This window comes from Cohnella mopanensis (assembly GCF_022352055.1).
GTDB classification, from domain to species: domain Bacteria; phylum Bacillota; class Bacilli; order Paenibacillales; family Paenibacillaceae; genus Cohnella; species Cohnella mopanensis.
Genome location: NZ_JAKRWM010000001.1, coordinates 815,599 through 838,685 on the forward strand (window position 1 = coordinate 815,599; position 23,087 = coordinate 838,685).

At 50.9% G+C, this 23,087-nt stretch carries 19 protein-coding genes and 2 pseudogenes; all 21 read right to left on the reverse strand.

What is annotated here, in order from left to right; translation table 11 throughout:
* Positions 1-55: 55 nt before the first annotated feature.
* The 21 genes and pseudogenes from L3D05_RS03790 to L3D05_RS03890 all read right to left on the reverse strand — a co-directional run bounded on the left by L3D05_RS03790 (position 56) and on the right by L3D05_RS03890 (position 23,051).
* Positions 56-4,267: a galactose-binding domain-containing protein gene (locus L3D05_RS03790; protein WP_369417933.1), complete on the reverse strand. Its 4,212-nt coding sequence runs from the start codon at positions 4,265-4,267 to the stop codon at positions 56-58.
* Positions 4,268-4,393: 126 nt separating this feature from the next.
* Positions 4,394-6,130: a family 16 glycosylhydrolase gene (locus L3D05_RS03800; protein ID WP_369417942.1), complete on the reverse strand. Its 1,737-nt coding sequence runs from the start codon at positions 6,128-6,130 to the stop codon at positions 4,394-4,396.
* On the reverse strand, positions 6,117-6,248 hold the full coding sequence (locus tag L3D05_RS26650; RefSeq protein ID WP_369417944.1) for a hypothetical protein: 132 nt from the start codon (positions 6,246-6,248) through the stop codon (positions 6,117-6,119). The genes L3D05_RS03800 and L3D05_RS26650 overlap by 14 nt, the downstream gene beginning before the upstream one ends.
* Before the next feature lie 32 nt (positions 6,249-6,280).
* Positions 6,281-6,670: pseudogene (locus L3D05_RS26655) on the reverse strand (carbohydrate-binding protein); the annotation flags it as partial.
* Between the two features lie 111 nt (positions 6,671-6,781).
* Positions 6,782-9,091: a carbohydrate-binding protein gene (locus L3D05_RS26660; protein ID WP_369417934.1), complete on the reverse strand. Its 2,310-nt coding sequence runs from the start codon at positions 9,089-9,091 to the stop codon at positions 6,782-6,784.
* Positions 9,092-9,128: 37 nt separating this feature from the next.
* Positions 9,129-9,257: a hypothetical protein gene (locus L3D05_RS26375; RefSeq protein ID WP_255807237.1), complete on the reverse strand. Its 129-nt coding sequence runs from the start codon at positions 9,255-9,257 to the stop codon at positions 9,129-9,131.
* A 251-nt stretch (positions 9,258-9,508) separates the two neighbouring features.
* Positions 9,509-10,621: an efflux RND transporter periplasmic adaptor subunit gene (locus tag L3D05_RS03820; RefSeq protein ID WP_239614755.1), complete on the reverse strand. Its 1,113-nt coding sequence runs from the start codon at positions 10,619-10,621 to the stop codon at positions 9,509-9,511.
* A gap of 27 nt (positions 10,622-10,648) precedes the next feature.
* Positions 10,649-11,518 carry a carbohydrate ABC transporter permease gene (locus tag L3D05_RS03825; RefSeq protein WP_239614647.1) on the reverse strand — a complete coding sequence of 290 codons (870 nt, stop codon included), beginning with the start codon at positions 11,516-11,518 and terminating at the stop codon, positions 10,649-10,651.
* An 18-nt stretch (positions 11,519-11,536) separates the two neighbouring features.
* Positions 11,537-12,412, reverse strand: a complete 876-nt coding sequence (locus L3D05_RS03830; RefSeq protein WP_239614648.1) for a carbohydrate ABC transporter permease — start codon at positions 12,410-12,412, stop codon at positions 11,537-11,539.
* The gene (locus L3D05_RS03835; protein WP_239614649.1) at positions 12,405-13,835 is read right to left on the reverse strand and encodes an ABC transporter substrate-binding protein; all 1,431 of its coding nucleotides are present in this window, start codon (positions 13,833-13,835) and stop codon (positions 12,405-12,407) included. Before L3D05_RS03835 ends, L3D05_RS03830 begins: the two co-directional genes overlap by 8 nt.
* Before the next feature lie 213 nt (positions 13,836-14,048).
* Positions 14,049-14,795: a hypothetical protein gene (locus tag L3D05_RS03840; protein ID WP_239614650.1), complete on the reverse strand. Its 747-nt coding sequence runs from the start codon at positions 14,793-14,795 to the stop codon at positions 14,049-14,051.
* The gene (locus L3D05_RS03845; protein WP_239614651.1) at positions 14,792-16,234 is read right to left on the reverse strand and encodes a sensor histidine kinase; all 1,443 of its coding nucleotides are present in this window, start codon (positions 16,232-16,234) and stop codon (positions 14,792-14,794) included. Before L3D05_RS03845 ends, L3D05_RS03840 begins: the two co-directional genes overlap by 4 nt.
* A 3-nt stretch (positions 16,235-16,237) precedes the next feature.
* A complete protein-coding gene (locus L3D05_RS03850) occupies positions 16,238-16,894 on the reverse strand; it encodes a response regulator transcription factor (RefSeq protein WP_239614652.1) in 657 nt (218 codons plus the stop codon).
* 328 nt (positions 16,895-17,222) lie between these two features.
* Positions 17,223-17,693 carry a DMT family transporter gene (locus tag L3D05_RS03855; protein ID WP_239614756.1) on the reverse strand — a complete coding sequence of 157 codons (471 nt, stop codon included), beginning with the start codon at positions 17,691-17,693 and terminating at the stop codon, positions 17,223-17,225.
* A 27-nt stretch (positions 17,694-17,720) separates the two neighbouring features.
* Positions 17,721-18,416: pseudogene (locus tag L3D05_RS03860) on the reverse strand (Crp/Fnr family transcriptional regulator); the annotation flags it as partial.
* A gap of 20 nt (positions 18,417-18,436) precedes the next feature.
* Positions 18,437-18,862, reverse strand: a complete 426-nt coding sequence (locus L3D05_RS03865) for a DMT family transporter (RefSeq protein WP_239614653.1) — start codon at positions 18,860-18,862, stop codon at positions 18,437-18,439.
* A gap of 250 nt (positions 18,863-19,112) precedes the next feature.
* Positions 19,113-19,574: a putative iron-sulfur cluster-binding metallochaperone gene (locus tag L3D05_RS03870; protein WP_239614654.1), complete on the reverse strand. Its 462-nt coding sequence runs from the start codon at positions 19,572-19,574 to the stop codon at positions 19,113-19,115.
* Positions 19,575-19,906: 332 nt separating this feature from the next.
* Entirely contained in the window at positions 19,907-20,350 is a 444-nt protein-coding gene (locus L3D05_RS03875; RefSeq protein WP_239614655.1) for a hypothetical protein, read from the reverse strand.
* Between the two features lie 63 nt (positions 20,351-20,413).
* On the reverse strand, positions 20,414-21,214 hold the full coding sequence (locus L3D05_RS03880; protein ID WP_239614656.1) for a DUF7683 domain-containing protein: 801 nt from the start codon (positions 21,212-21,214) through the stop codon (positions 20,414-20,416).
* A 179-nt stretch (positions 21,215-21,393) separates the two neighbouring features.
* Positions 21,394-21,837 (reverse strand): cell wall hydrolase, encoded by a 444-nt coding sequence (locus L3D05_RS03885; protein ID WP_239614657.1) that lies wholly within the window; start codon positions 21,835-21,837, stop codon positions 21,394-21,396.
* Positions 21,838-21,962: 125 nt separating this feature from the next.
* The gene (locus L3D05_RS03890; protein ID WP_239614658.1) at positions 21,963-23,051 is read right to left on the reverse strand and encodes an NAD(P)H-dependent flavin oxidoreductase; all 1,089 of its coding nucleotides are present in this window, start codon (positions 23,049-23,051) and stop codon (positions 21,963-21,965) included.
* Positions 23,052-23,087: the final 36 nt, after the last annotated feature.

Sequence of the window (23,087 nt, forward strand, 5' to 3'; positions counted from 1 at the left end):
GTCCATGACGGACGCCGTCAGTCGACGGTGATCAGATTGTAGGCATTCAAGATGTTCAAGGAGAAGGATTGAAATTTTGCAGCCCGTAGCCGTACGGGAATAGCGGATTGCCGTATGTCGTTGGAACCGGCTGGTTATTGTTGATAAAGTTGCGTATTTCGGCCCGCTGAGCCTCCGTCGCGCCCAGGTCGTAAGGCAAGTCCCATTTTTCCAGTTGGTTGGTCACGCTGTCCGTGCCGACCTGATCGACCGAGCGCGGAAGCTGGAAGGGCAGCTTGCCAGTAGGCAAATAATCGCCGAACAGTAGTTGACCCGTCGCCAGTCCGCCTCCGTTCCCCGGCCGATAAACGACCACGACAGCGGCGCATTTGTTCAAAATGTCGGTCAGGACGTAAGGTCGCGGCATCACGACGACTGCGATGACGGGTATGCCCCGGTTATAAAATTTGTCGATTTGCGCGACTTGGTCGGCAGGCAGCGTAATTTGCTTGTCGGGCCACTCCGTCCCGTGCGTATAGCTTCTCTCACCGATGACGACGACGGCTGCTTTGGCTTGGGTGGCGTCGTTCAGCACGACGTTGACGCCCGTCCCTGCTCTGTCTTTGATGCCTTGAAAATACGATTTGGCCGCGGGATTGTCGTGGTAGATCGATTGCCAGATGACGTTGGCGATGTTGTCGTTGGCCATGTCGTCGCTGGTCGCACGAGGCCCGGCTACGACGATGGTATCGCCGCTGTTGGCCTTCAGCGGCAGCACGCCGTTGTTCTTCAGCAACGTCAGCGACTGGCGCGCCGCTTCAGTGACGATGTTGTTGCTCTCCGTGCTGTGCCAGATCGTCGTCGGATAGTCCGGGTCACCATAAGGATTCTCGAACATGCCGAGTCGGAATTTCAGATCGAGCACCCTACGGACCGCCTCGTTAAGGCGCGGCCAACCTACGGCGGCGACAAGCGCGTTGAAGTCGGTGCCTGATGCCACTGCGCCCCCCATGACGTCGCTGCCAGCGCCGATGCTTTTGACCGAGATGTCGGTGGCCGAAGCGAGCCAGTCGGTCATGACGACCCCTTTGAAGCCGATAACGTCGCGCAAGTAATCAAGCGTCGGCTTACTCGTTCCCGCGCCATTGTTCGCCGGATCAAGGAACGGGGAGCCACCGTAGCCCGGCATGACGGTACCCATGTTGGCATCCATCGCGGCGTACCACGGCTTCATATGCCACTTGATCGTCACCGCGTCGTACACGATCGACTGCTCGCCGCCGCCGCCCTGGCTTGGCCAGTGCTTAACGGTGATCATCATCGATTTGGGGTTAACCTCCGGCCCTCCTTGCAAGCCAGCGATCAGGGCGCGCATCATTGCGGCCGAAAAATCGGCGTTCTCCCCTGTCCCTTCCTGAAAGCGAGGATACAGCACCTTCGTATCGACTTCCGCGATCGGCGAGAGGGAGCCAGTAAAGCCCCACGACTTATGCTCGCGGCGCTGGAGATCGCCGACCTGCCAGATTAGGTTCAGGTTGCGGGTCGCCGACAGGCCGAGCTCCGTCGGGTACACCGTTTTCCAGCCATGCACTTTGTCGCCGGTAAAGGCGATCGGGATGCCGAGCCGTTGCTCGGCGGCAACCTTCTTCTGCGCGTCCGTAATGAATCCGGTTACACCGTACGAGAACACGTAGCCAGCCATCGTATTTAACCCGTCGAGGGATTCGGGCGAGAAGAACAGTTGATTCAGCTTCTCCTCGTTCGTCATGCGTGACATCAAATCGTTCAACCGCACCTCGATTGGGTTATGCCAGTCTTCGTAAGGCTCGATCGTGCCGTTCTTGTTCAAGTCGCGGCTGCCGTTGACAATGTTGACGCCGTCCGCGACCTGCTCTAGGTACGGCAAATACACGCTGAATTGGCCGATGTTGGACTGGCTACGCCCGCCACCTCCGTCCACCGCGATAACGTACCATTTGTACGTCCACCGGTCGACGAGAGACGGAGAAACGTACGTCGTACCGGTCGTTTCGCCAACCTTCGTGTAGCGATCAAGCAAGTTGCCGGATGCGTTCCAATCGTAATCGTTGCGAGTCACATTCACCCATACTTCGTACTTGGCGGTACCCGCCTTCGCCTGCCACGAAAGCGTCGGCGTACGGGTTGTCGTAATCATCTGGCCGTTCGTCGGCGTGAGCACGGAGAACGCCGAGATCGAATACGTCGCCGAAGCCGGGGCGGAATCCGTCATGCCTGCTTTGATCGCGATCGCCTTAATCGTCGTCGTCGCGGTCACGTTGATCGGGCCGGCATACGTCGCCGACGCAGCGGTCGGCGTCGAGCCGTCCGTCGTGTACTTGATCGTCGCGCCCGCCGTCGCGGTCGAAATCGTCACGCTTTGCGGCGTCGTGAACGAGCCTCCCGCCGGCGAGAACGTAGGTGCCGAGACCTGAGGTGGCAACGGCGTCGACTGGCCGTACACTTCGAACTCCCACAGCGAGTGGCCGTAAGCCGTATTGCGCGAAGTGGCGTATATTCTTACGTACCGTCCGTTCGTCGGCGCGAACTGCGGCTCTTCGACATTCCCCCCGCCATTCGTCTGGGTGTAAATGTCGTTCCAGCTCGTCGCGTTATCGGACACCTGGATTTTGTACGCTTTGGAGCTGGCCGCCTCCCACGTCAGCTTCACCCGCTCGATCGCTTTGACCGAGCCGAGATCGACGTAGATCCATTGAAGATCGGAGAACTCGGACTCCCAGCGCGTCTGCGCGTTGCCGTCCGTCGCCGACGTCGCCACGTTGCCGTTGATCGCCGAGGATGCGAATGTCGGCTTGTTCAGCGCCATGTTGGGCGACGTCACAACCGGATCGGTAATGTCCACAGTGATCGCCGTGTTCGCATGTACGGTGAACGTCAGTGGATTGCCCTGGATCGGGCTGCCATTCGGCGCGGTTGTCTTGAACATTACCTGTTTTTGTTCGACCATATAGTTGACGCCGATCGTCACTGTCGTGCCGACATTATAGCGCAACGTATGGTTGACTGTTGTGTTTTGCGATTTTAGCGTCGTCTTCTGATCCAGATCAGCCGGCGTTAATCCCATCTCCAAATATTGGGCATAAGGACCGGTTACCGGAATCGTGACCGCGACGGGCGCGGCCGTAATCGTATAGGCAGCTGTGGAGACTGCGGAATCTGTCATGCCGGCCTTCGTCGCGATCGCTTTCACCGTCGTCGTGGCGGCGACGGCGATCGGACCCGCGTACGTGGCCGAAGCCGCCGTAGGCGTCGAGCCGTCCGTCGTGTACTTAATCGTCGAGCCGTTCGTCGCGCTCGTGATTGTCACGTTTTGCGCGGTCGCGTATGTCCCGGCCGCCGGCGTGAACGTCGGCGCCGCAACTTGCTGCTGCGGCGTGCCCGATCCATATACTTCGAAGTCCCATAAAGAGTAGCCGTACGCCGTGCCGCGCTGCGTGCTGTAGACGCGGACGTACCGGGCGCTCTTCGCCGTGAACGTCACATCTTCCACTCCGCCGCCGCCCGTTGTCGTCGTATAGGCGTTCTCCCATCCGTTGCCGTCGGTCGATACCTGAATCTGGTACGACTTGGCGTATGCCGCCTCCCAGTTCAGCTTGACGCGGCTGACCGTTTGAACCGAGCCGAGGTCGACCGATATCCATTGCGGGTCGGCGAACAGCGACGACCAGCGGGTGGCGCTATTGCCGTCCACCGCGTTCGACGCGGCATATGCCCCCTCCGCCGACGACGCGGTCGCCGGCTTGTTCAGCGCCAGATTGGACGATACCGGCACAGAGTTCGACGTAATGCTCAGCCAGTTCAAGTTCCACCCGTTCGTGACCGCGTAGACGCGGAGCGTCTGGGCGCCCGCGGCTAAGTTCGCGGTCGTGGACACCGTCTGCCACGTCTGAAAGCCGCCCGTGTTCGGCAGCATCACGGAGGCGAGAGTAGCGCCTCCCTTCTGAAGCTGGAGCTGCGTATTGGCATACGGACTGGACACGCGGAAATCGATGTTATACGTACCGGCGACCGGCACGTTGACGTTGTAATCCATCCAATCGCCGGCATCAATATAGCCGACGTCCAGTCCGCCTTCCGCGCAAACTTCCGTCTGCACTCCGTTCATCGCGACGTAGTTCTCCGCTTCAATCTTTCCCGGATCGCCGGGTGCGGCTTGCGCAGGCGCCAGCCCCGTGAAGGGGCACGCTAGCAACGCCAGGGCCAACAGTACTTGTAGCGCTTTTCTTTTGAACATGACGATTCCTCCCATACGTCATTCATTTGTTGCCCTTCTTCTTCCGAACTTCGGAAGCAACGCTTCCGCGTAGCAATCCGCGCGAAAGCGTTGTCATTTCCGACTGCAGGTCAGACATGCAGTCGGGCCGTTATTGCCCGATTAGTTGGAGAAGCGGAACTTCTCGTTCGCGCCGATGGTTGTCGCGCTTGCCGTCAGCGACGTCGCGCCGTTCGCGGTCACATATTTGCCGTTGGCGACGCACAACAGTGAGACGGTGCCGTCGGCGTTAACGACTTTCGTGAACGTCTCGGACGGTCCGAACGTTTCCTGGTTCGCGATCAATTGACCGTTGCCACCTGCTCCAGCGCTGGCGAACTTGTAGTTCATGAGAGCGCGAAGCGCGATTTTGCCGCTGCCCGCGTCGACGACATCGAACTTCTCCCACGTGCTGGCCGTCTGCCTGCTGGCAGTCAGCAGGCTGCCGTTGTAATTGTCGGCGCAGACGTATTGGCCGTTAGCCGCTTGCAAGGTCGTGATCGTGCGCGCCGGCAGCGGCGGGTAAACACCGCCTTCGCGTTGGTATACGCGCACGTAGTCGATGGTGTACTTTTGCGGGAAGACGGTCGAAGCGTTCGGCGCTCCGGGCCATTCGCCGCCTACGGCAAGGTTCAGTAACAAGAAGAAATTATGGTCGAATACCCACTTCTTGCCGGACAGGTCGTCGATCGTGCGCGTTTGGAACAGTTGCCCGTCGAAATACCACCGAACGATGTTCGGCTCCCATTCGATGCCGTACGTATGGAAGTCGTTGCTGAAGCCCGGCGCATAGCTGCGGGACGCACCGATGCCGCCCCCTCCGCTGTAGTCCGGTCCGTGAAGCGTGCCGTACACGTTGGTCGGCGTCTGTCCGACGAATTCCATAATGTCGACTTCGCCGCTGTTCGGCCAGCTAACGGTGTCGATATTGTCGCCGAGCATCCAGAAGGCGGGCCAGATGCCTTGGCCTTGCGGCAGCTTCGCCCTCATCTCGACTTTGCCGTACGTGAAGCTATACTTGCCCTGTGTCTTGATCCGGCCGGACGTGTAATTGCGGTTGCCGAAGTTTTCTTGCTGCGCCTTGATCACGAGGAACCGGTTATTCGCATCCGCCGGATCTTGCTCCATATAGACGTTGTTCGTGCGGTCGGTATAATATTCCAGCTCGTTGTTGCCGAAACCGCCGCCGCCCACCTCATACGTCCACTTGGACAAGTCGACGCCGGTGCCTGCCGCTCCGTTGAACTCGTCGTTCCATACGAGCTTCCACGAGCCGGACTGCGTGCCGGTGTTGATCGTGTACGCTGCGGTCGAGACGGCGGAATCTGTCATGCCGGCCTTCGTCGCGATCGCTTTCAGCGTCGTCGTGGCGGCGACGGCGATCGGACCCGTGTACGTGGCCGAAGCCGCCGTAGGTGTCGAGCCGTCCGTCGTGTACTTAATCGTCGAGCCGTTCGTCGCGCTCGTGATTGTCACGTTTTGCGCGGTCACGTACGTCCCGGCCGCCGGCGTGAACGTCGGCGCCGCGACTTGCTGCTGAGGCGTGCCCGATCCGTATACTTCGAAGTCCCATAACGAGTAGCCGTAAGCCGTGCCGCGCTGCGTGCCGTAGACGCGGACGTACCGAGCGCTCTTCGCCGTGAACGTCACATCTTCCACTCCGCCGCCACCGGTCGTCGTCGTATAGGCGTTCTCCCATCCGTTGCCGTCGGTCGATACCTGAATCTGGTATGACTTGGCGTACGCTGCCTCCCAGTTCAGCTTCACGCGGCTGACCGTTAGAACCGAGCCGAGGTCGACCGATATCCATTGCGGGTCGGCGAACAGCGACGACCAGCGGGTGGCGCTATTGCCGTCCACCGCGTTCGACGCCGCGTACGCCCCCTCCAACGACGACGCCGTCGCCGGCTTGTTCAGCGCCAGGTTGGACGATACCGGCGCAGTGTCCGACGTAATGCTCAGCCAGTTCAGGTTCCACCCGTTCGTGACCGCGTAGACGCGAAGCGTCTGAGCGCCTGCGGCCAAGTTCGCGGTCGTGGACACCGTCTGCCAATTCTGCCACCCGCCGGTATTCGGAATCGTGGCCGTAGCGAGCGAGGTACCTCCCTTTTGTAGCTGCAACTGCGTATTCGAATATGGACTGGATACGCGGAAATCGACTTTATACGTACCGGCCACCGGCACGTTGACGAGATAATCCATCCAATCGCCGGCATCGATATAGCTAACGTTCAGTCCGCCTTCCGAGCAAACTTCCGTCTGTACGCCGTTCATCGCGGCATAGTTCTCCGCTTCGATCTTACCCGGATCGCCGGGAGCGGCGGACAGCGGGGAAACAGCGACAAACAAGCTGGCGAGCATGGCAAGCGCTAACAGGAGCGACACTCGTTTTTTGAACATGCTTATTGCCTCCTTATGGATTGGATTTGCTTGCGGCGGAATCGCCGATGGCGAGATTGCTTGTGGACCGGGCCGGCCTTCCGCGCAAGCCTCGGTGATTCCGCACCGGACTTACCAGCCGACGGTTACGATCAATGCGGTCGGGTCGTTATGCTCCAGGTAAGCCGCCTGGTTATACACGTCGTCGTAGCAGAACCCGTAGGACAGGCCATCGATGCTGTGATCGTGCCAGAACTTCGAGTAGAAGTTGCTCGGCGCAGATTTGTAATAGTAGTTCGGGTCGGTCCAGTGAGTGGGATCGCCGTAGACGCCTCTGTTCAAAGCCGCGCAATCCAGCGGATTGGAGGCAGCGCCGATGCCGAGTAGAACGTCCTGCGTCGTAGGCTTCGGTCCCGGCTTGTTCCACACTTGGTTCACATAACTATCGAAGTAGTTGCCGTACGGACCGCCCGCCTTGAATCCGCCCTTCGCGGGAGCGACGATCCGATATGGCGCCTGTACGAGTGTCTTGAACTCCGCAGGCACTTCGTTCTGATACGCGGCGAACAGCGCGTCGCGCGTCTCCGTCTCCCCGACCGTCCGGTCATAGCCGTCGGCACATATGAGTCGATGCGTAATCGGGAAGCCGAAGGCGTCGACGCGGGTTGTGTTGCCGTGGTACCCGCCGGCGTCGAGCGTGAATTCAATGAAATCCCAAATGATGTCGTTGTTCGGATCAGTCGGATTATTGATGTCGGGACCGGCGTAGCCATCGTTGGACACTTTGATGAACATCGGCGATCCGATGCTCAGGAACATCCGACCCGACGAGATGGCCGGCGTCGAGACGATCTGCACGTCGCTCAGCTTGTGATAGATGTTCGCGTAGTTGTTGCCATTTTTCGTCAGATGTCCCGGCGCGTCGTTCAGCGCGGTCGACGTCGGAACGAGATTGCCGTTAGCGTCCAGATAGCTGAGGCGGTTGTTGGAGTCGAGACCCAGCACCGCCCAATAGATTTGGTTGTCGGCGAAGTGACCTCTCGTCCCGTTCCGGATTTGGAAATCCATGACGCCGGTCCCGCTCGATATTTTGAACGTCGCGCTGGCGACGTCAGAGTCAGTCATGCCGGCTTTGACCGCGATCGCCTTGACCGTCGTCGTGGACGAGACATTAATCGGTCCCGTATACGTCGGAGAAGATGCCGTAGGCGTCGAACCGTTCATCGTGTACTTGATCGTCGCTCCTGCCGTTGTCGTAGCGAGGGTGACGTTTTGCGCCGTCGCGTACGTTCCGCCCGCTGGCGTGAACGTCGGCGTCGCGACTTTCGGTGTCGGCGTACCAGCCGTGAACTGGATCCAGTTCACATTGTATCCTCCCGTCGCGGCGAGCAACGTCAACGTCTGGGAGCCAGCGCTCAGGTTCAGAGTGCCAGTGACGGTCGCCCAGTTTTGCCAGCCTCCTGTGTTAGGCACCGACGCCGTATTCATGACGGTCGCACCGTTTTTCAGTTGAATCTGCCCACCTGCGTTGGGGCTCGCTACGCGGTATTGTACGGTGTACGTACCTGCCGCGGATACGTTCACGTTATAGCTGAGCGTATCGCCGGTGTCAATCCAGCCGACGTTCAGACCTCCTTCCGAGCAAGCCTCAGTAGCAATACCGGACATGGCGTCGTAGCTTTCCGCCTCGATTTTGCCGGGGATGGCCTTGCCCGCGGGCGCATTGATCGTGTACGCGGCAGTCACGACTGGCGAATCCGCCAAGCCGGATTTAACCGCGATCGCTTTAATCGTGGTCGTCACAGACACATTGACAGCGCCCGTATACGTAGCCGACGCCGAAGTAGGTGTCGAGCCATCGGTTGTGTACTTGATCGCCGCCCCCGATGTCGCGCTCGCGATCGTCACGCTTTGGGATGTTGCGTACGTCCCCGCCGCGGGCGTAAAGGTCGGCGCAGAAGCTTGTCCGCCCGTCCCTCCTCCCTGCGACGTGATGTTGATCCAGTTCATGTTCCAGCCGTTCGTGACCGCGTAGACGCGCAGCGTCTGCAAGCCGGCCGTCAGGTTCACCGTCGCGGACGCCGTCTGCCAGTTTTGCCAGCCGCCCGTGTTGGGCACCGTTACGGTCGCCAGCGCGGCGCCGCCCTTCTGCAGTTGCAGCTGGGTTCCGGTGTACGGGCTGGACAGCCTGAACTCTACCGTGTACGCACCGGAAGTCGGTACGTTCACCGCGTAGTCCATCCAGTCACCGGCATCCACGAACGCCACGTTCAAGCCGCCCTCCGAGCAGGGCTCCGTTTGGATGCCGCTCATCGCCGCGTAATTTTCCGCCTCGATTTTCCCCGGATCTCCGGGCGCCGCCTCGGCCGGCGGAGATGCGGCGAACCATCCCGACAATAGGAACAGCGCCAATATCAAGTGAAAACTTCTTTTTAAGATCATCCTCATCATTCCCTTCGCTTTTGCCCAAAGCGGGGAACTACCAACGCGAAGTCGTCTCGTTCCCGCCGTTGAGCGGAATCCATACTGACGCTTGCCGATTGTTTACGTTATTCTCCTCCGGTCTGTTAGGTAATCGCTTACATTTTGCCGGAACGTCCAGCCGCAATCATTGGCATCCTCCCCTTTCAACTGTATTTAATTGCTAATTCCAACCTAATGCTGGAAGTTAAAAAAATCTAGTACCTATTTTTCGGGTGTAGTTGCGTAATTTCGGATTTCATAGATTCATAGTATGACAATCCCATCCAATAAAAAGAAACAGCGGCGATCTCAGACTGAAAAATAAAGTCTGTGATTGCGCTGTTTTCATTCAACGTTCCGCTTCCTCATTTTCATTGACATGTTATTCCATGATGTCTACATGCGAATCTTGTTGCCCTCCTGTAAGGGTTCACTGCTCTCTATAATGATAGATTCCTGGTCAAACAGTCCGCCGGTGACGGCAGATTGCGACGTATTGGCATCATCAACCGTGATATAAACTTTACGAACATAAAAGGCATTGCCGAGCGGCCCGTCCTTTTGCTCAATGCCAAATACATATTTCTTGCCACCTTCATCATGAATGGCCGTATTAGGTACGAGCAATACATCTTCCAGCGTTTGGGTCAGATCAACTTGGGCTGCTTCACCTTCCTTAGCAGCAGGGTCTTGAATGGAGAGAATAAGCTTCTTCATGGGAACCGTGGAATTCCCCGTCGCACTATCCCCGATATCTGAATTCACAGGATCATCATCCTGAATTCTCTCGATCTGCCCCTTCACTTGTCTTGTTTCCTTGCCATTCACTTGCACATCCAGTTCATCTCCGGCCTTGAGCAGGGTAACTGCCAGAACTGGCAATGATAGCTCTAACATCAAGCCCAGATTTCGATTAGAAATCATCACATCCGGTCCGCTGGAAGGAAAACCTTCCATTGCATTAACTTTGGTTATTATTCCCGCAAAGGGGGCAACCAGCTTCGAATTCTCTTTTAGACTGATCTGCAGTTTCTGAATGCGCCGCTGCTGGGTCTCGATATCAATCTCATGACTTTTATAGGCGGTTGTTGCGTCATGGATTGTTTTTTCATCCCCGCCTTGCATGGCCTCCATTAAGGCATATTGCAAACTGCCCGTGGACAGCTTTAATTTGGCGAGACTTCCTTGTTCATCCTGAATCTGCTGTTTTATGTCCTTGCTGTCATAAGTGATCAGCGTCTGTCCTTTTTGCACCACATCGCCTTTCTTGACCGCCACCGTCTTCACTTTCCAGCCAGAGGTACTGTTTAGTTCAGCCTCCGCTTTCCATTTCAGAACGCCGGTGCTCTGAAATTCGTGACTCAGCACGCCACGGCTCACCGTGAGAAGCGCTACCTTCGGCAAAGTTAACGACATTAACGTATTGCTCAACAAGGTGAATAAGATCACTAGCCCGAGAAACACGCCTGCGATTACAGCGATTGTTTTCTTGCGCCCTGCATGTTGCACTTCCAATGTAATCACCCCGTGAATGAACTACCCTTTAATGCCCGATAATTGAATACCTTCAATAAAATACGACTCCGCATATAAGAACAGCAATACCATGGGAGCCATATACAACGCCGATGCAGCGAACGCCACGCCGCGGGCCCCCTCATTAATTCGTGACAAGTATAAGGACAACGGCTGTTTGAAGGCATCCTCTAAAAAGATAAGCGGCTGCTCCACCATGTTCCAGTTATCCACGAACAGCAGTACCGTCAAAGCCGCCATGCCCGGCTTGATAAGCGGAAGCATGATCGAGTAGAAAATCCTTAACTGTCCGGCCCCGTCCATTTTGGCTGCCTCAAGGTAAGAATACGGAATATGCAGCATGAACTGCCTCAACATAAACACACCGAACGCACTGAATATTCCCGGCAAAATAATCGCAGCAGTGCTGTTCATCAGCCCAAGCTTGTCCGCAATAATGTAATTGGGGACAAGCGTCACCTGAAACGGCATCAGCATCGTCATTAAGTATACGACGAACAGCTTCTCCCTTCCCCAGAAGCGGAGCTTGGCAAAGGCATAGGCTGCCAGTGAAGCTGCAACTACCTGACCGATGATGATCGGCAGCACCATAAAGACAGAATTCCAGAACATATGCAGGAAGAGCGGTTTATGCACCAGCACTTCCCCATATTGGCTCAAAGAAACCCAGTCCGGAATCAGCTTCAAGTTAATAAAACCGTTCTTCTCCCCTGCTGCAACGTTGATCATTTTCCCAATAAGATGATAATTATAGTCAATTTCGCTCTCCGTCATTAAAGAGTTCGAGAATGTGACTAGGATCGGAAACAGCATGGCCAACGCGAAGATACTCATCACTACCGTCAACGCTACTTTGCGAAACAAAACCATTATGCCCACGGTCCTTCCTTATTCCATAAAGCTCCGGAAGCGGCGTTCCATCATCAGCATGACGCTTACGAAGAGGAGGATACCGGCTACCATGAGCGTAGCTGCCGCCGTCAGCTTTTGCACATTCAGTGACATGAACATGTTGTTCATATAATGCTGAAGCATATAAATGCGATCATGCGGATAATCGCCAGCAATCAGATACGTCTCCCGGAACACTTTGAAGGAGTTAATGATCGACATCAGGACCACAAAGAACATCGTTGGCGTCAAATAGACCCATGTAATATGCAGCCACTTATGCAGCCCGCTTGCACCTTCTATATCCGCAGTCTCATAGTAATCCTTCGGAATACTTTGCAGGCCTGCGAGAAATAAAATAATGTTGTAGCCGATGTTCTTCCATATATACACCACCGCCAATACCACCATGGACCACTCCGACTTCATCCAATCCATCCGTCCCATATGCAAATGCTCCAACAACACGTTCAGGGTTCCATTCCAATCGAACAGGATTTGCCACATCATCACGATCGAGGCTACCGGAACCACCAGCGGCAGTACAAAAGCAGTCTGGAGCCAGTTCCGAATAAACAATCGCCGATTGAGCAAATGCGCAAAGCATAGGGACAGCGCAATAAGGAGCGGAACGCTTACTCCCGTAAAGAGCAGCGTATTGGCGGCCGCCTTGCGGAACGAGCCACTGGAAAGAACAGCCTGATAGTTGTCGAGGCCTACAAACGTACCGTCGATGGTATTGTCCTGGAAGGAGTAGATCAGCCCCGTGGCGAACGGAATGAGATAAAATACGGAAAATCCGATCAAGCTAGGTGCGAGGAAAAGTACCGCAGCCATCCAATCTTTGCGTAACAGCCTGATTCCGCTACTCATTCAAATAGGTAGTTACTCTGTTCTGAATGAGCTTGGCGACTTCGTCGGCCGACTTCTGACCGGTGAAAAAAGCCTGTGCCTCTGCCGTGATGATCTCGTCAATCTTGGAGGGCTTGAATTGCAGCGGGTACGTCGCCCCTTTCAGGAATTTGTCCAAATCATCAATATCCTGCTGTGTGATTTTAAAGCTCTTGCCTTTCAACGGCCCGATCGGTTGATCAGACAAGATGGAGCCCTTTTGAACCAGCGCTTGCGCTTTTTTCGCATAAGAGGCTTTATTCAGCGGAAATCCGGTACCGTCGGGTTTACTCTGCATTTCATCCGAAAGCAAAAACTTCATAAAATCCCACGCCTCGGCTTTGACTGCCGAACGCTCGTTCAGCCCAATCGTCTGATAGGTTCGGAAGGAACCGCCCGGATGCTGCGGATCGGCATTTGGACTCGAATAAAGCTTCGAGGTAAAGGCATTGCCGCCGGGAATGAATTCACTCATCCGCAACTCCCGGATATAATCCGTTGGCGAGTTGATCTGGACGGTGTTGAACAACGGGAAGCGTGCTTCTGTACCGACTACTTTTTTATCGAACAACGTTTTTACCTGTTGAAGCAGGTTGGTAAAGTCGCCGGATACAAAATTGGCGGTTCCCTGCTCCTGATTGACGAAGGTTGAAAATCTTTCATTCACAAATTGCGCGGTCATATACTCCGGAATGCTTCTGCCCAAAGCATACTGGTGGTCCTTGTCGGCTCCTTTAGTCATAGCCTGGGCTGTCGTGATGAACTGCTCCCAGTTCCACTTGCTGTCATCGAATGTCACGCCACTCTTCTGAATCGCATCTTCATTGCCCAACAGACCATAGATAAAGAATCCGATTGGCAAGCCATACATTCCACCGTTAACCTTCATACCTTCCAGAATGTTAGTGAAATACTGTTCTTCTATAAAATCAGGGTCATGTTCCATGATGTCGCCAAGATTGGACAGCATCTTTCGCTTCACATAGTCGCCGGACGGTAACTGATCCATCTCGATTAAATCGGGCCCTTGTCCCGAGAGCATCGCCGTGCCCGTTGTTTTCACGAATTTCTCCAAGTTCTCTAACAAATGCGCATCATCCGTCTCAACCGATCTCAGATCAATCGTAATGTTAGGGTGCTTGGCTTCATATTTTTTCTTAGCTTCTTTAAAGTAATCGTTCGGGAAAAAGGTAGAGAACACCACGGTTTTCTTCTCCGTATCGGAGGGGGCGCCCAAGCCTCCAGGCTGACCTGATGAGGACGCCGATTGATCCGTTGGCTGCTGGCCCGTCTTCACTTCACCGGCGCCGCCGGCGCTCCCCTTAGGATTTCCAGTACCAGCACTGCAAGCAGAAATGGTTAATACGAACATCGCTGCCAATATCATCAGCATGACTTTTTTCATAACGTAATCTTCCTTCCGGTTCTTTGATAGTCTTCTTGGCACCCCTTTGTCGGGTACTTTAACAGTATAGAGAGCGGATATATCATAAGTGAGATAGAGTTATATAGAAGTTGTAAAGTTTGAAGTGCGGGTGGTAGCACGCAAAAAAAGGCTGATTCCAAGCCACATTCATGACTTTGAACCAACCTTCTATATAGATTAAGTTTAATCCCTCTACCGTTTGGAATTATAACTTAGCAGCGCCATGACATCCTTGCTGAAGCCTACGACTTCATTACTGCTGAACTTAACCACGACACAATACTTCAGGGTCTTGTTATCCTTACTCGAATAATACAGTTCCACATTGGAACCCCAACGGGTCATATCGAGTTGCGGGGTTAACTCAGTCAACGGATAGCTTCCATGTTCTTCTACAAAACGATCGGCAAGATCAAATACCTTTTCTTCCGAATAGCGCGGCATAGCTCTGCTTTCCCGGTAGGAACGCAAAATCTTCAACACGTCGCCATCCTTGGCATTTAATACAATATCATAAGACTCCTCAGGAACCTCCGAAGACGTCAATGTCACATAATACAGTCCGCCGGTAATAGCTTGGATATCACTGGTGAATTGCATTCTTTGCTGGGACTTGCTTTCCACGACCACCGGCCCGGCTTCCTGACTGGTCTCTTTCAGTAGCTCCTTGAGCTTGTTCTGATCGACAGCCATAATCTCGAACTGCGCATGATCCAGGGCCAGCTTTTTGTTCAAAAATTTGTCCACCGCCTGTACGCTCAGTGTCTTCACCGCATCCTGGGACAGGACCCCTTCGTACTCGATCTCACTGTTCTTATGCTCCTGCACGATTTTTTTGATCATCACGGTATCCTTGGGAATACTGTTGAACCAGCCTTGGCATCCTGTCACCAGCACCAGTGTAGCCGAGTACAGCAAAAGCATCATATATTTTCTCATGGACGTAACTCGCTTTCCGCAACAGGGTTCGACCCAAAGACAACTTCCACCGTTGTTCCTTGCTGCACAACACTGTTTACCCGTATGACAGCACCATGTATACCGGCTACATTTTGACAGATCGCCAGACCCAGACCTGCGCCGTTACTCCTTCTTGTTCTGGATTTATCCGCCATAAAGAAGGGTTCGAATATTTTGTCCTGATCTTCCTGGCCAATTCCGATACCCTGATCAATGACGGCAAGAATATAATTCCCGCCCTGCCAATATGCACGCAGCGTAATCGTCTGTTCCGGCGAAGAGGCTTTGAGCGCATTATCCACGAGATTGAAAATCAGCACTTTGATTAGATCACGCTCCAGGGGCAGCTCCCCTTTTTCGCAATCCAGCGCAATCGCCGCGTTCTTCTCCTTAGCCATGATCTCTAGCGCGGGCTTTATCTCCGTAATAATCTCGCCGAGATCCTGCAATTCCATCTGAATCTGTTCCTTCTGCAACAAAATCAAATCCATCAGCTTCAGTGAAAGCGACTCCAGCCGCTTCCCTTCGGAATAAATGACATTCAGTCCGTCCACGAACAGCTCTTCGTTGTATTTAGTCGTGCGCAAAAAATTGGCATACCCGATAATCGAGGTCAGTGGCGTTTTTAGCTCATGCGTAAAATTATTGATAAACCGTTGCTTTTCCTCGTTATTACGCTCCAACTCGTTGATTTTATCTTCGACAACCTCCGCCATCTCATTGAAATTAGACCCCAGAATACCGATCTCATCCCTTGATTTCAGAGTGACGCGCTCCGAGAAATCCCCCTGGGCAATGACTTTCGCCGTGCGATTCAGGCGGTCAATGGATCTGGTCAGCCCTCTGCTCACGAAGAACATAATCACCATAAACAAAAGACAGGCCGCCAGATCGACTTTGGCAAAAAAGCTGTATTGATCAATCCGGTCCTGATACACCGAGGTAACATCTTTCATGTAGGTGAATACATATTTTTTATGATTAATATCTGTAATGTTCGAGGTAAACAGAATCGTCCGGGCATCAATCTCCCGCAAAATAGAATGAATGCTGTCCTCATCCAGATTATCCAGTTCGCTCCGTGCCGCGGGCATTGGGAAATCGGAGTTATTAAACACCGTACGCTGAGAATCATCCGTAATATCCATATAAACGCCCTGTTCACTGTTCTTATCCACGAATTCATTGGCAATACGCGTCAGGACCGTCTTCTCATAATCAATCGAATCATAGATTCTCAGAATCGGCACAATGGCATCCACGCTGGAATGAATGCTGATGTTCTGGCTTAGAGCCACGTTAATTGCCTGTCCCAACATCTTGTTGTGGCTGCGTTCAATTACCAAAATGGAAGCAATGTTAAAGATAATGACAAACACGAGAATCGAGAACAGATATATTTTCTGCCAAAACTTCATCCATCAGTCCTCCAGCCGATACCCGATTTTGTAGATCGTCTTGATCTGATCCTGCAAACCTAGCTTCTTGCGCAACGATTTGATATGCATGTCTACCGTTCGGGTCTCTCCGTAATAATCGCCGCCCCATACTTTATCCAGGAATTGTTCCCGCGTCAGGGCGATATTCTTGTTCTTGAGCAGGACCACCAGCAGCTCATACTCCTTCGGTGTCAGCTCCACTGGCGCCTCTTGAATCACGACTTCTCTTTTATCAAGATCCACTTGGACATGCTGAAATTCCACCACCCTGTCTTCATGACCATATCTGCGCAGCACTGTCTCTATACGGGCCAGTAGCTCAATCGCTTCAAAGGGCTTGACCATATAATCATCAGCACCCAGCTTCAGACCGTTCACTTTATCGTAGACCGAGTTTTTCGCCGTCAAAAAGATTACAGGGGTGCCGTAAGATTTGATTCTCTCCATCAGCTCAAACCCGTCCAGATGGGGAATCATCACATCCAGCAAAATAAGATCGAACTTCTCCCTCTTGAGCATCTCGAATGCTGCCAGACCATCATACGCCTCGGTGGTGGCATAATTCATGAGGTTCAGATTCATCTTGATTATTTTGGATATATGAACATCGTCTTCAACGATCAGTATCTTTTTATTCATCCGTATCATTCTCCTGAACAATCAAGTTGTGAACTCAATGTTTTATAAGTAATAGTTCTTTTATATGCTTACATTCTATACTAACCCTACTTTAAGTAAAGGAGAGAAAGAAATGACTAATGTCTAAACTTACAATCACGATCTTCTGTCGTGGTCGGTTTAATAAGAGCGGTCGGGTCTCGGATAGACGCGACCGGCATTGGCATAAAGCAGAACGGGTTTGCTAAATAAATTTAAAATAGTCTCCATCTGATCGCCAGATGGGGACTATTTTACGTTTACTTTTTAATGTTTCCATGATGCGTCAAATAATAAAGTCCGGTATGTTCTAAGTCGTCTTAACTGCCGCTTGCCGAGCTTGCCGACCGCCGCCTAGTTTGAACACAAGAATGCCGCCGACGATGACGAGCACGCCGATCAATTGCTTGAATGTAAAAGGAACCTTCGTCAGCCCTAACCAACCGAGCGAATCCCATAACAGCGCAAACGCAAGCTGTGAGGTGAGAACGATCGAGACGGCATACATGGGGCCAAGCCGCTTGATCCCCTGTACCATGCACACAACCACCCCAACGCCTATCAAACCGCTGAACCAGTACCATGTCTGCATAGTCTGCAACGCAAACAGCTGCTTCCCTTCGAAAAGGTACCCGATCGTCATGGAAGCCAGAAATCCCAATCCTAATACCAATGTAGTCGTTGCCCAAGTTCCTGCCCGTTCATTCACCCTGCTGTTGAAAATATTTTGCAAGCCGATCAGCGATCCCGCCATCAGTGCCAATAAAAGTCCTATAACCATGATCTCTCCTCTTCCTTTGGCCGATTTTTCATAAATATGATGACCCGCCAGCCGGCGCAGCCCTTCCTTGTTTTTAATAAGAATAAGACTTTGCGTGCGCTCCAGCAAACCCTCCGCACAGAGCTGGGCAATAACGCGATTCAAATGCCTGTAGCTCGTTCCGATTAAGTTCGCCACGTCCTTCAAGCTAGTTGTGCGAATCTGCCCCTTGAATTGTGCATCGGATTCGTCGAAGGAGACGGCCAGCAAATAACCAGCTAATCGCACTTCCACAGGATGCAGCAGATTGAAGCTGAGCGAGTTGGATTTCACGTAAAATTTTTGCGTGATGATATCCAGCATAAATTGTAGCAGCGGCGCATGGTCGCTTCCGTACTTTTTCAACCGAGTATGGTGGACACCGATCATATGAACAGGCGTTACGGCCTCGACCGTATTGATGATGTCACGCCCGCGGATATATTCGATATCCCCGATCACCTCAAGCGGCGTTTTGAAAGAAAGAATAAGCGCTCTTCCCTCCGCCGAGGTGGTATAGATTTTAATTTTCCCTTTTACAAGCACATATAGGTGTAGAGCCGGATCGCCCTGGGAACAGATGAGTTCCCCTTGATCAAAACTGTAAACCGTCAAATGCGGCAGAAGCGACTCCGGAAAAACGGACTCGAGTTGATGCATGCGCAAATATTGATACAGCTGCTCGCGGTCTTTTAAACCTTTCATGACTCGACTCCACTCCTAATTTAGAATCGCAAGATCGCCACGCCGGCGATCATTATTGCGATGCCGATGTATTGCGGAAGCCCCATCTTCGTCTTGGCCACCCCGAACCATCCGTTCCGATCGACGAGAAAGGTCAAGCCCAACTGGGCAATCAGCACGAAAGCGATCGTCAACGTAACTCCGATGTGCTGAATCGACGTGACGTTGCTGGAAATAACGATAGCCGCGAAAGCGCCGCCCGTCAAATAGATCGGCTTTACTTGTTTAAACTTTTGCCATTTACCATCTCGGACAAACAGCAAGATTAACAAAGCCGCCGCGAACCCGGTAAACTGGGTGATCGTCGCCGCCTGCCAGGTGCCGATATCTTGACTGATCCGGGCATTCGCCACCCCCTGCAATGTAATAAAGGCCCCGCCTAGAAACGCAAATAAAATCCCAATCATGTTCTCACTCCCCAATAAAGCTCTTTTCTTTCATTAAAAAATAAAACCGGCCCTATTGGGAAGGACATATGTCCTTGGCTTCAATCTATCGTGATTTCCACAGGGTAATTAAATCTAGTTACCAAAAGAAAAACACCTCCAAAATCCTTACATCATTCGATGCGAAGGGTTCTTTTGAAGGTGTATTGATTTGTCTCACGTTCTCGGGTCAGTCCTTGTATTATTCACTTTCATTATTATTGACTTCTGTTTATACCTCTTTGATGCTTCGTAAAAAAGCATTCACATTGCCTAAACAACAAGTCCCTTGGGGATTATTTACCTCGCATCCACATCGACCCGCCTGAACATGGACTTTGATTTGATGAGATGGTCCTTGGTTGGTGCCAATGGAATGAATTAGCCGCTCCCTCGTCCAATTAAAGCAGTAACATACAGGTACATCAGCACCCTGATTTTTTGGGTACACAGGCACCTTTAGGTCATTTTCCATAAATGTTTGTGAATGGTTCCCGCTAAAGTAAACGATAGAGCAAGCAGCGTTAGAGCAAAAAACGTAAGAATTTTCGGGTTCAATGATTTCTAACGCCGATGCTATAAGCAGGGATTTTATCGTAATGAGTTGAACGGTCTTACCCTCTTCATTACAGGAAGGGCATTCCGTTATTGCAACTTCTTTTGTATTATTTTTTGATACTGTACAGCAATCCATATGAATCACTCCTTTTATGAAGGAAATGTTTAACTTCCTTGTTTAACTTCCTCGGTTCATTATCTCACCAGTTGGTTAAAGAAAAAACACACTTCATGAAACTGCCCGTTAGTGGAAAGTCTAGTGTGGTCGTGACATAGTACCAGATAATTTACGCATTTGGTATGTGACACCATCCTATAATGGAACCGATTTAAGTTTTACTATGACATAAAACTTTTTTACATTTTTACCACCTCAATTTTATCAGAAATAATAGAGAAAACGGCAGCTTTGGACTGAAAAAAGTCCTAAACTGCCGCTCAGAGATTGAACTAACGTGTCCCGTTAGCTTAATCTCTCTCTTTGCTGGTCACGCCGTTTTCCTCTAACCAACTATATAGTTGGTTAAATACAGTATCTTTCCGATTCATCATTTTGTACTTCTTCCCGTTAACCACTAAAAAACCTTTATCATTGACTTCAATTAAATACAAGTTCGTCAATAGTTGAATGGCATTGGGTGAATTGGTCAGATTGGGTTTATAAGCCAGCTCCCTATTATATGATTCAGACTTGAGGATGCTCATTATTCCTTGAATCTCTTTTTGGTTGTTAGCAACTTCTGCAAAATATGTCGTAAGCACGTCGTTATGACGAACCAACTCTACATGTATTACAGTGATATCTTCTGAGTGAGGAAAAATTTTCTTGGTGGGTACGGGAAATGCAAAATAGATAATTAATCCGAAGACGATGGTTAGTACACATAGAAGTGCAACTAATTTACTCTTCAAATCCCCACCTCCCTGTACACTCCTCTTCCGCTATCGTTCACCATTAGTTGAATATCATGCTATTCAATGACCAGCCCAAAATCCATATTCATACTTTCTAAAATCCATTTTATGATTTAAGAACTTCTGAAAGAAATCCATACGTTCTATTGTTATTTCAAATAATCCAAAAACTGGATGCTCGTCTGATAAATTAAATACCTTCCGATATTCCTCTAATGGGACATCTTTAATTTCCTCATTACCGACAACTATCTTGATTTCAACATCAATTTCATTCCATTGGACTAATCTTGTTGTATCTTTTTCCTCGAAGTAATACGGTGAACTAAATTCTTCAACAAAAAGACCACTGTTTGTTGCAAATTTAATTGCAGTTAAAGACTTTTGATTACTGCCAATGAACATATAATAATCCCAACCAAAATGCACAAAAAAATTATCTTTGGAATATAATTGACAGTCAGCAAAATTTCTTAATATCATTTTGCATATTATGCGGATTTCATTTATGTTCGCAATCATATCTTCCTTTATATTGATCTCACCAAACTCATGATCGTATAACACAGATTTCTTATCTTCGTGTGAAATCAATCTATTGGATGCCTGGATAACACGCAGAGAATATTGCTTCTGTTCAATTAAAAACTCTATTATCGTCTCTACATAAGCATGTTCAATAACGAGATATTTTTCTAATGTAAATGAATCCCCATTTATTATGTTCCCAATTTCAGATGGGCAAGTCCATTCATCTAATAAATAATGACCTTTATCATTTCTAAAAATCGGGTTATATTTTGTGATTCTCCACTGATATTTTATATCAAACACCACTTTCATAACCGCTTGATCATACAAAAATAGACACTTTATTATAACAGATTATTTTATGATGGATATTACGCATAACTGCCCAATACCGATAAAACAAAAAAACCGCAATATACGCGGTTTAGAATCGATACATATTCTTATCATCCAACACTTGGCTGTGACAAGTCAGGTTAAGAAATCCTGAGCTCTTTTCGTTTATAAAATTATAACGTATTATATACACTTTCACATTCTTCCGCGGTCGGTTCATAAAAACAGTGTTTCTTCCATCGTCCTGCGAGAGGCTGATCATACCAAGTTGGCGGACATGGTCCGGGATTTTCGAACGTTCCTGGACGGAAATACCATAGGGAGAATTTGCCTGGCCAGTTCCGCTCCCCATTCACAGCCCGTTGCGCCAGACGGCGCTCCCTCTCTCTAGCGTTTTGATAGTACATACCATGTTGCAATGCTTCGAACGCATGCGGCTGGTTGATCATTTGGGGAATTGTCCGGATTCCTTTAAAATCGGAGCAATTCCCTCTAATTCGGTTAATGCCAACATTTCCAACAAGGAGCATGCCCATTTCGCCTTCGGTCTCAGCTTCAGCTCGAAGCAACCTTGCCAACATATTGATATCCTGTTCCCTGGCTTTTACGACTGCCATTGGCTCACCTCTTTAGATTTCTAGACTCATCATATTGTAGGCGAAGCGGAAGTGTTACTCTGGCAAAATAGAGAGCGTTAATAAATAGCCGTTACATTTCTAAGGCAGTATCTTCAATAATCATATCATCCTTCTTCTTGAAGAGTTTTTTCCATCGCTTTGACAAGAACATATGCTTGATCGATGGTTTGTTTGACAATTGCAGCAGCAGAGCCATCGTTGGCTAACCTAAGACCCTGACCAGCCCAGAGTGACAAATACTCGGGGTTATTCGATTTTGCAGCTGCCTGACGAATGTCTCGCGTCATTGCATTTTGTATTGGGTAAGCTGGGATTGTTCCGGAATAATGATGCATGTCATTTATAAATTTTGTTCGAATGCCTCGTGCCGCTTTGCCTGAGTAAACGCGTGTAATTTCAGTGGCGTCTTCATTTGCTGAAAGAATCTTCTGTTTGTACGTTGCATGGGCGCCGCTCTCGGGGCATGCGAGAAACGCAGTGCCCATTTGTATAGCAGCAGCTCCTAATGTGAGGCTTGCTACAAGCCCCCTCCCATCCATGATACCCCCGGATGCGATGACTGGAATCGACACATGATCGACAATCTGTGGAACAAGAGCGATAGTACCTATCTGAGCATCGGAATTGTTCTTCAAAAATGTGCCGCGGTGTCCTCCTGCTTCACTTCCCTGAGCCACAACTGCGTCTACGCCGGCGACTTCCAAACATTTAGCTTCTTCAACGGTTGTTGCAGTGCCTATTATGACAGTTCCACGCTCCTTCATGGCTTGGATTACGTCATGCGGCGGTATGCCGAAGGTAAAACTAAAAACCGATATTTTCTCTTCCAACAATACTTGAACCTGCTCCTCAAACGACTCCGAAAACTTCGGGAGTAATGGATTAGTGGCAATCCCAAGCTCGATTCGATATTGATTGAGGTAGGCCGTCATCTGGTCGATCGCTTCTTCCGATTCTATCGGTTGCTCAGGTACAAACAGGTTGACCCCAAACGGCTGGTCAGTCAATTGTCTGATCATATGAATCGTGCTCCGGAGTTGTTCCGGTGTTAAGTATCCGGCACCCAGGTTGCCTAGACCCCCGGCGTTTGAAACTGCTGCTACTAATTCGGGAGTCGTAGGACCGCCTGCCATCGGTGCTTGGAAGATCGGGTATCGAATTTTGAGTAAACGAGTTAATTTAGTCTCAAACATATATTAAAAAACCTCCCGTTATTGAACCTTAGATGG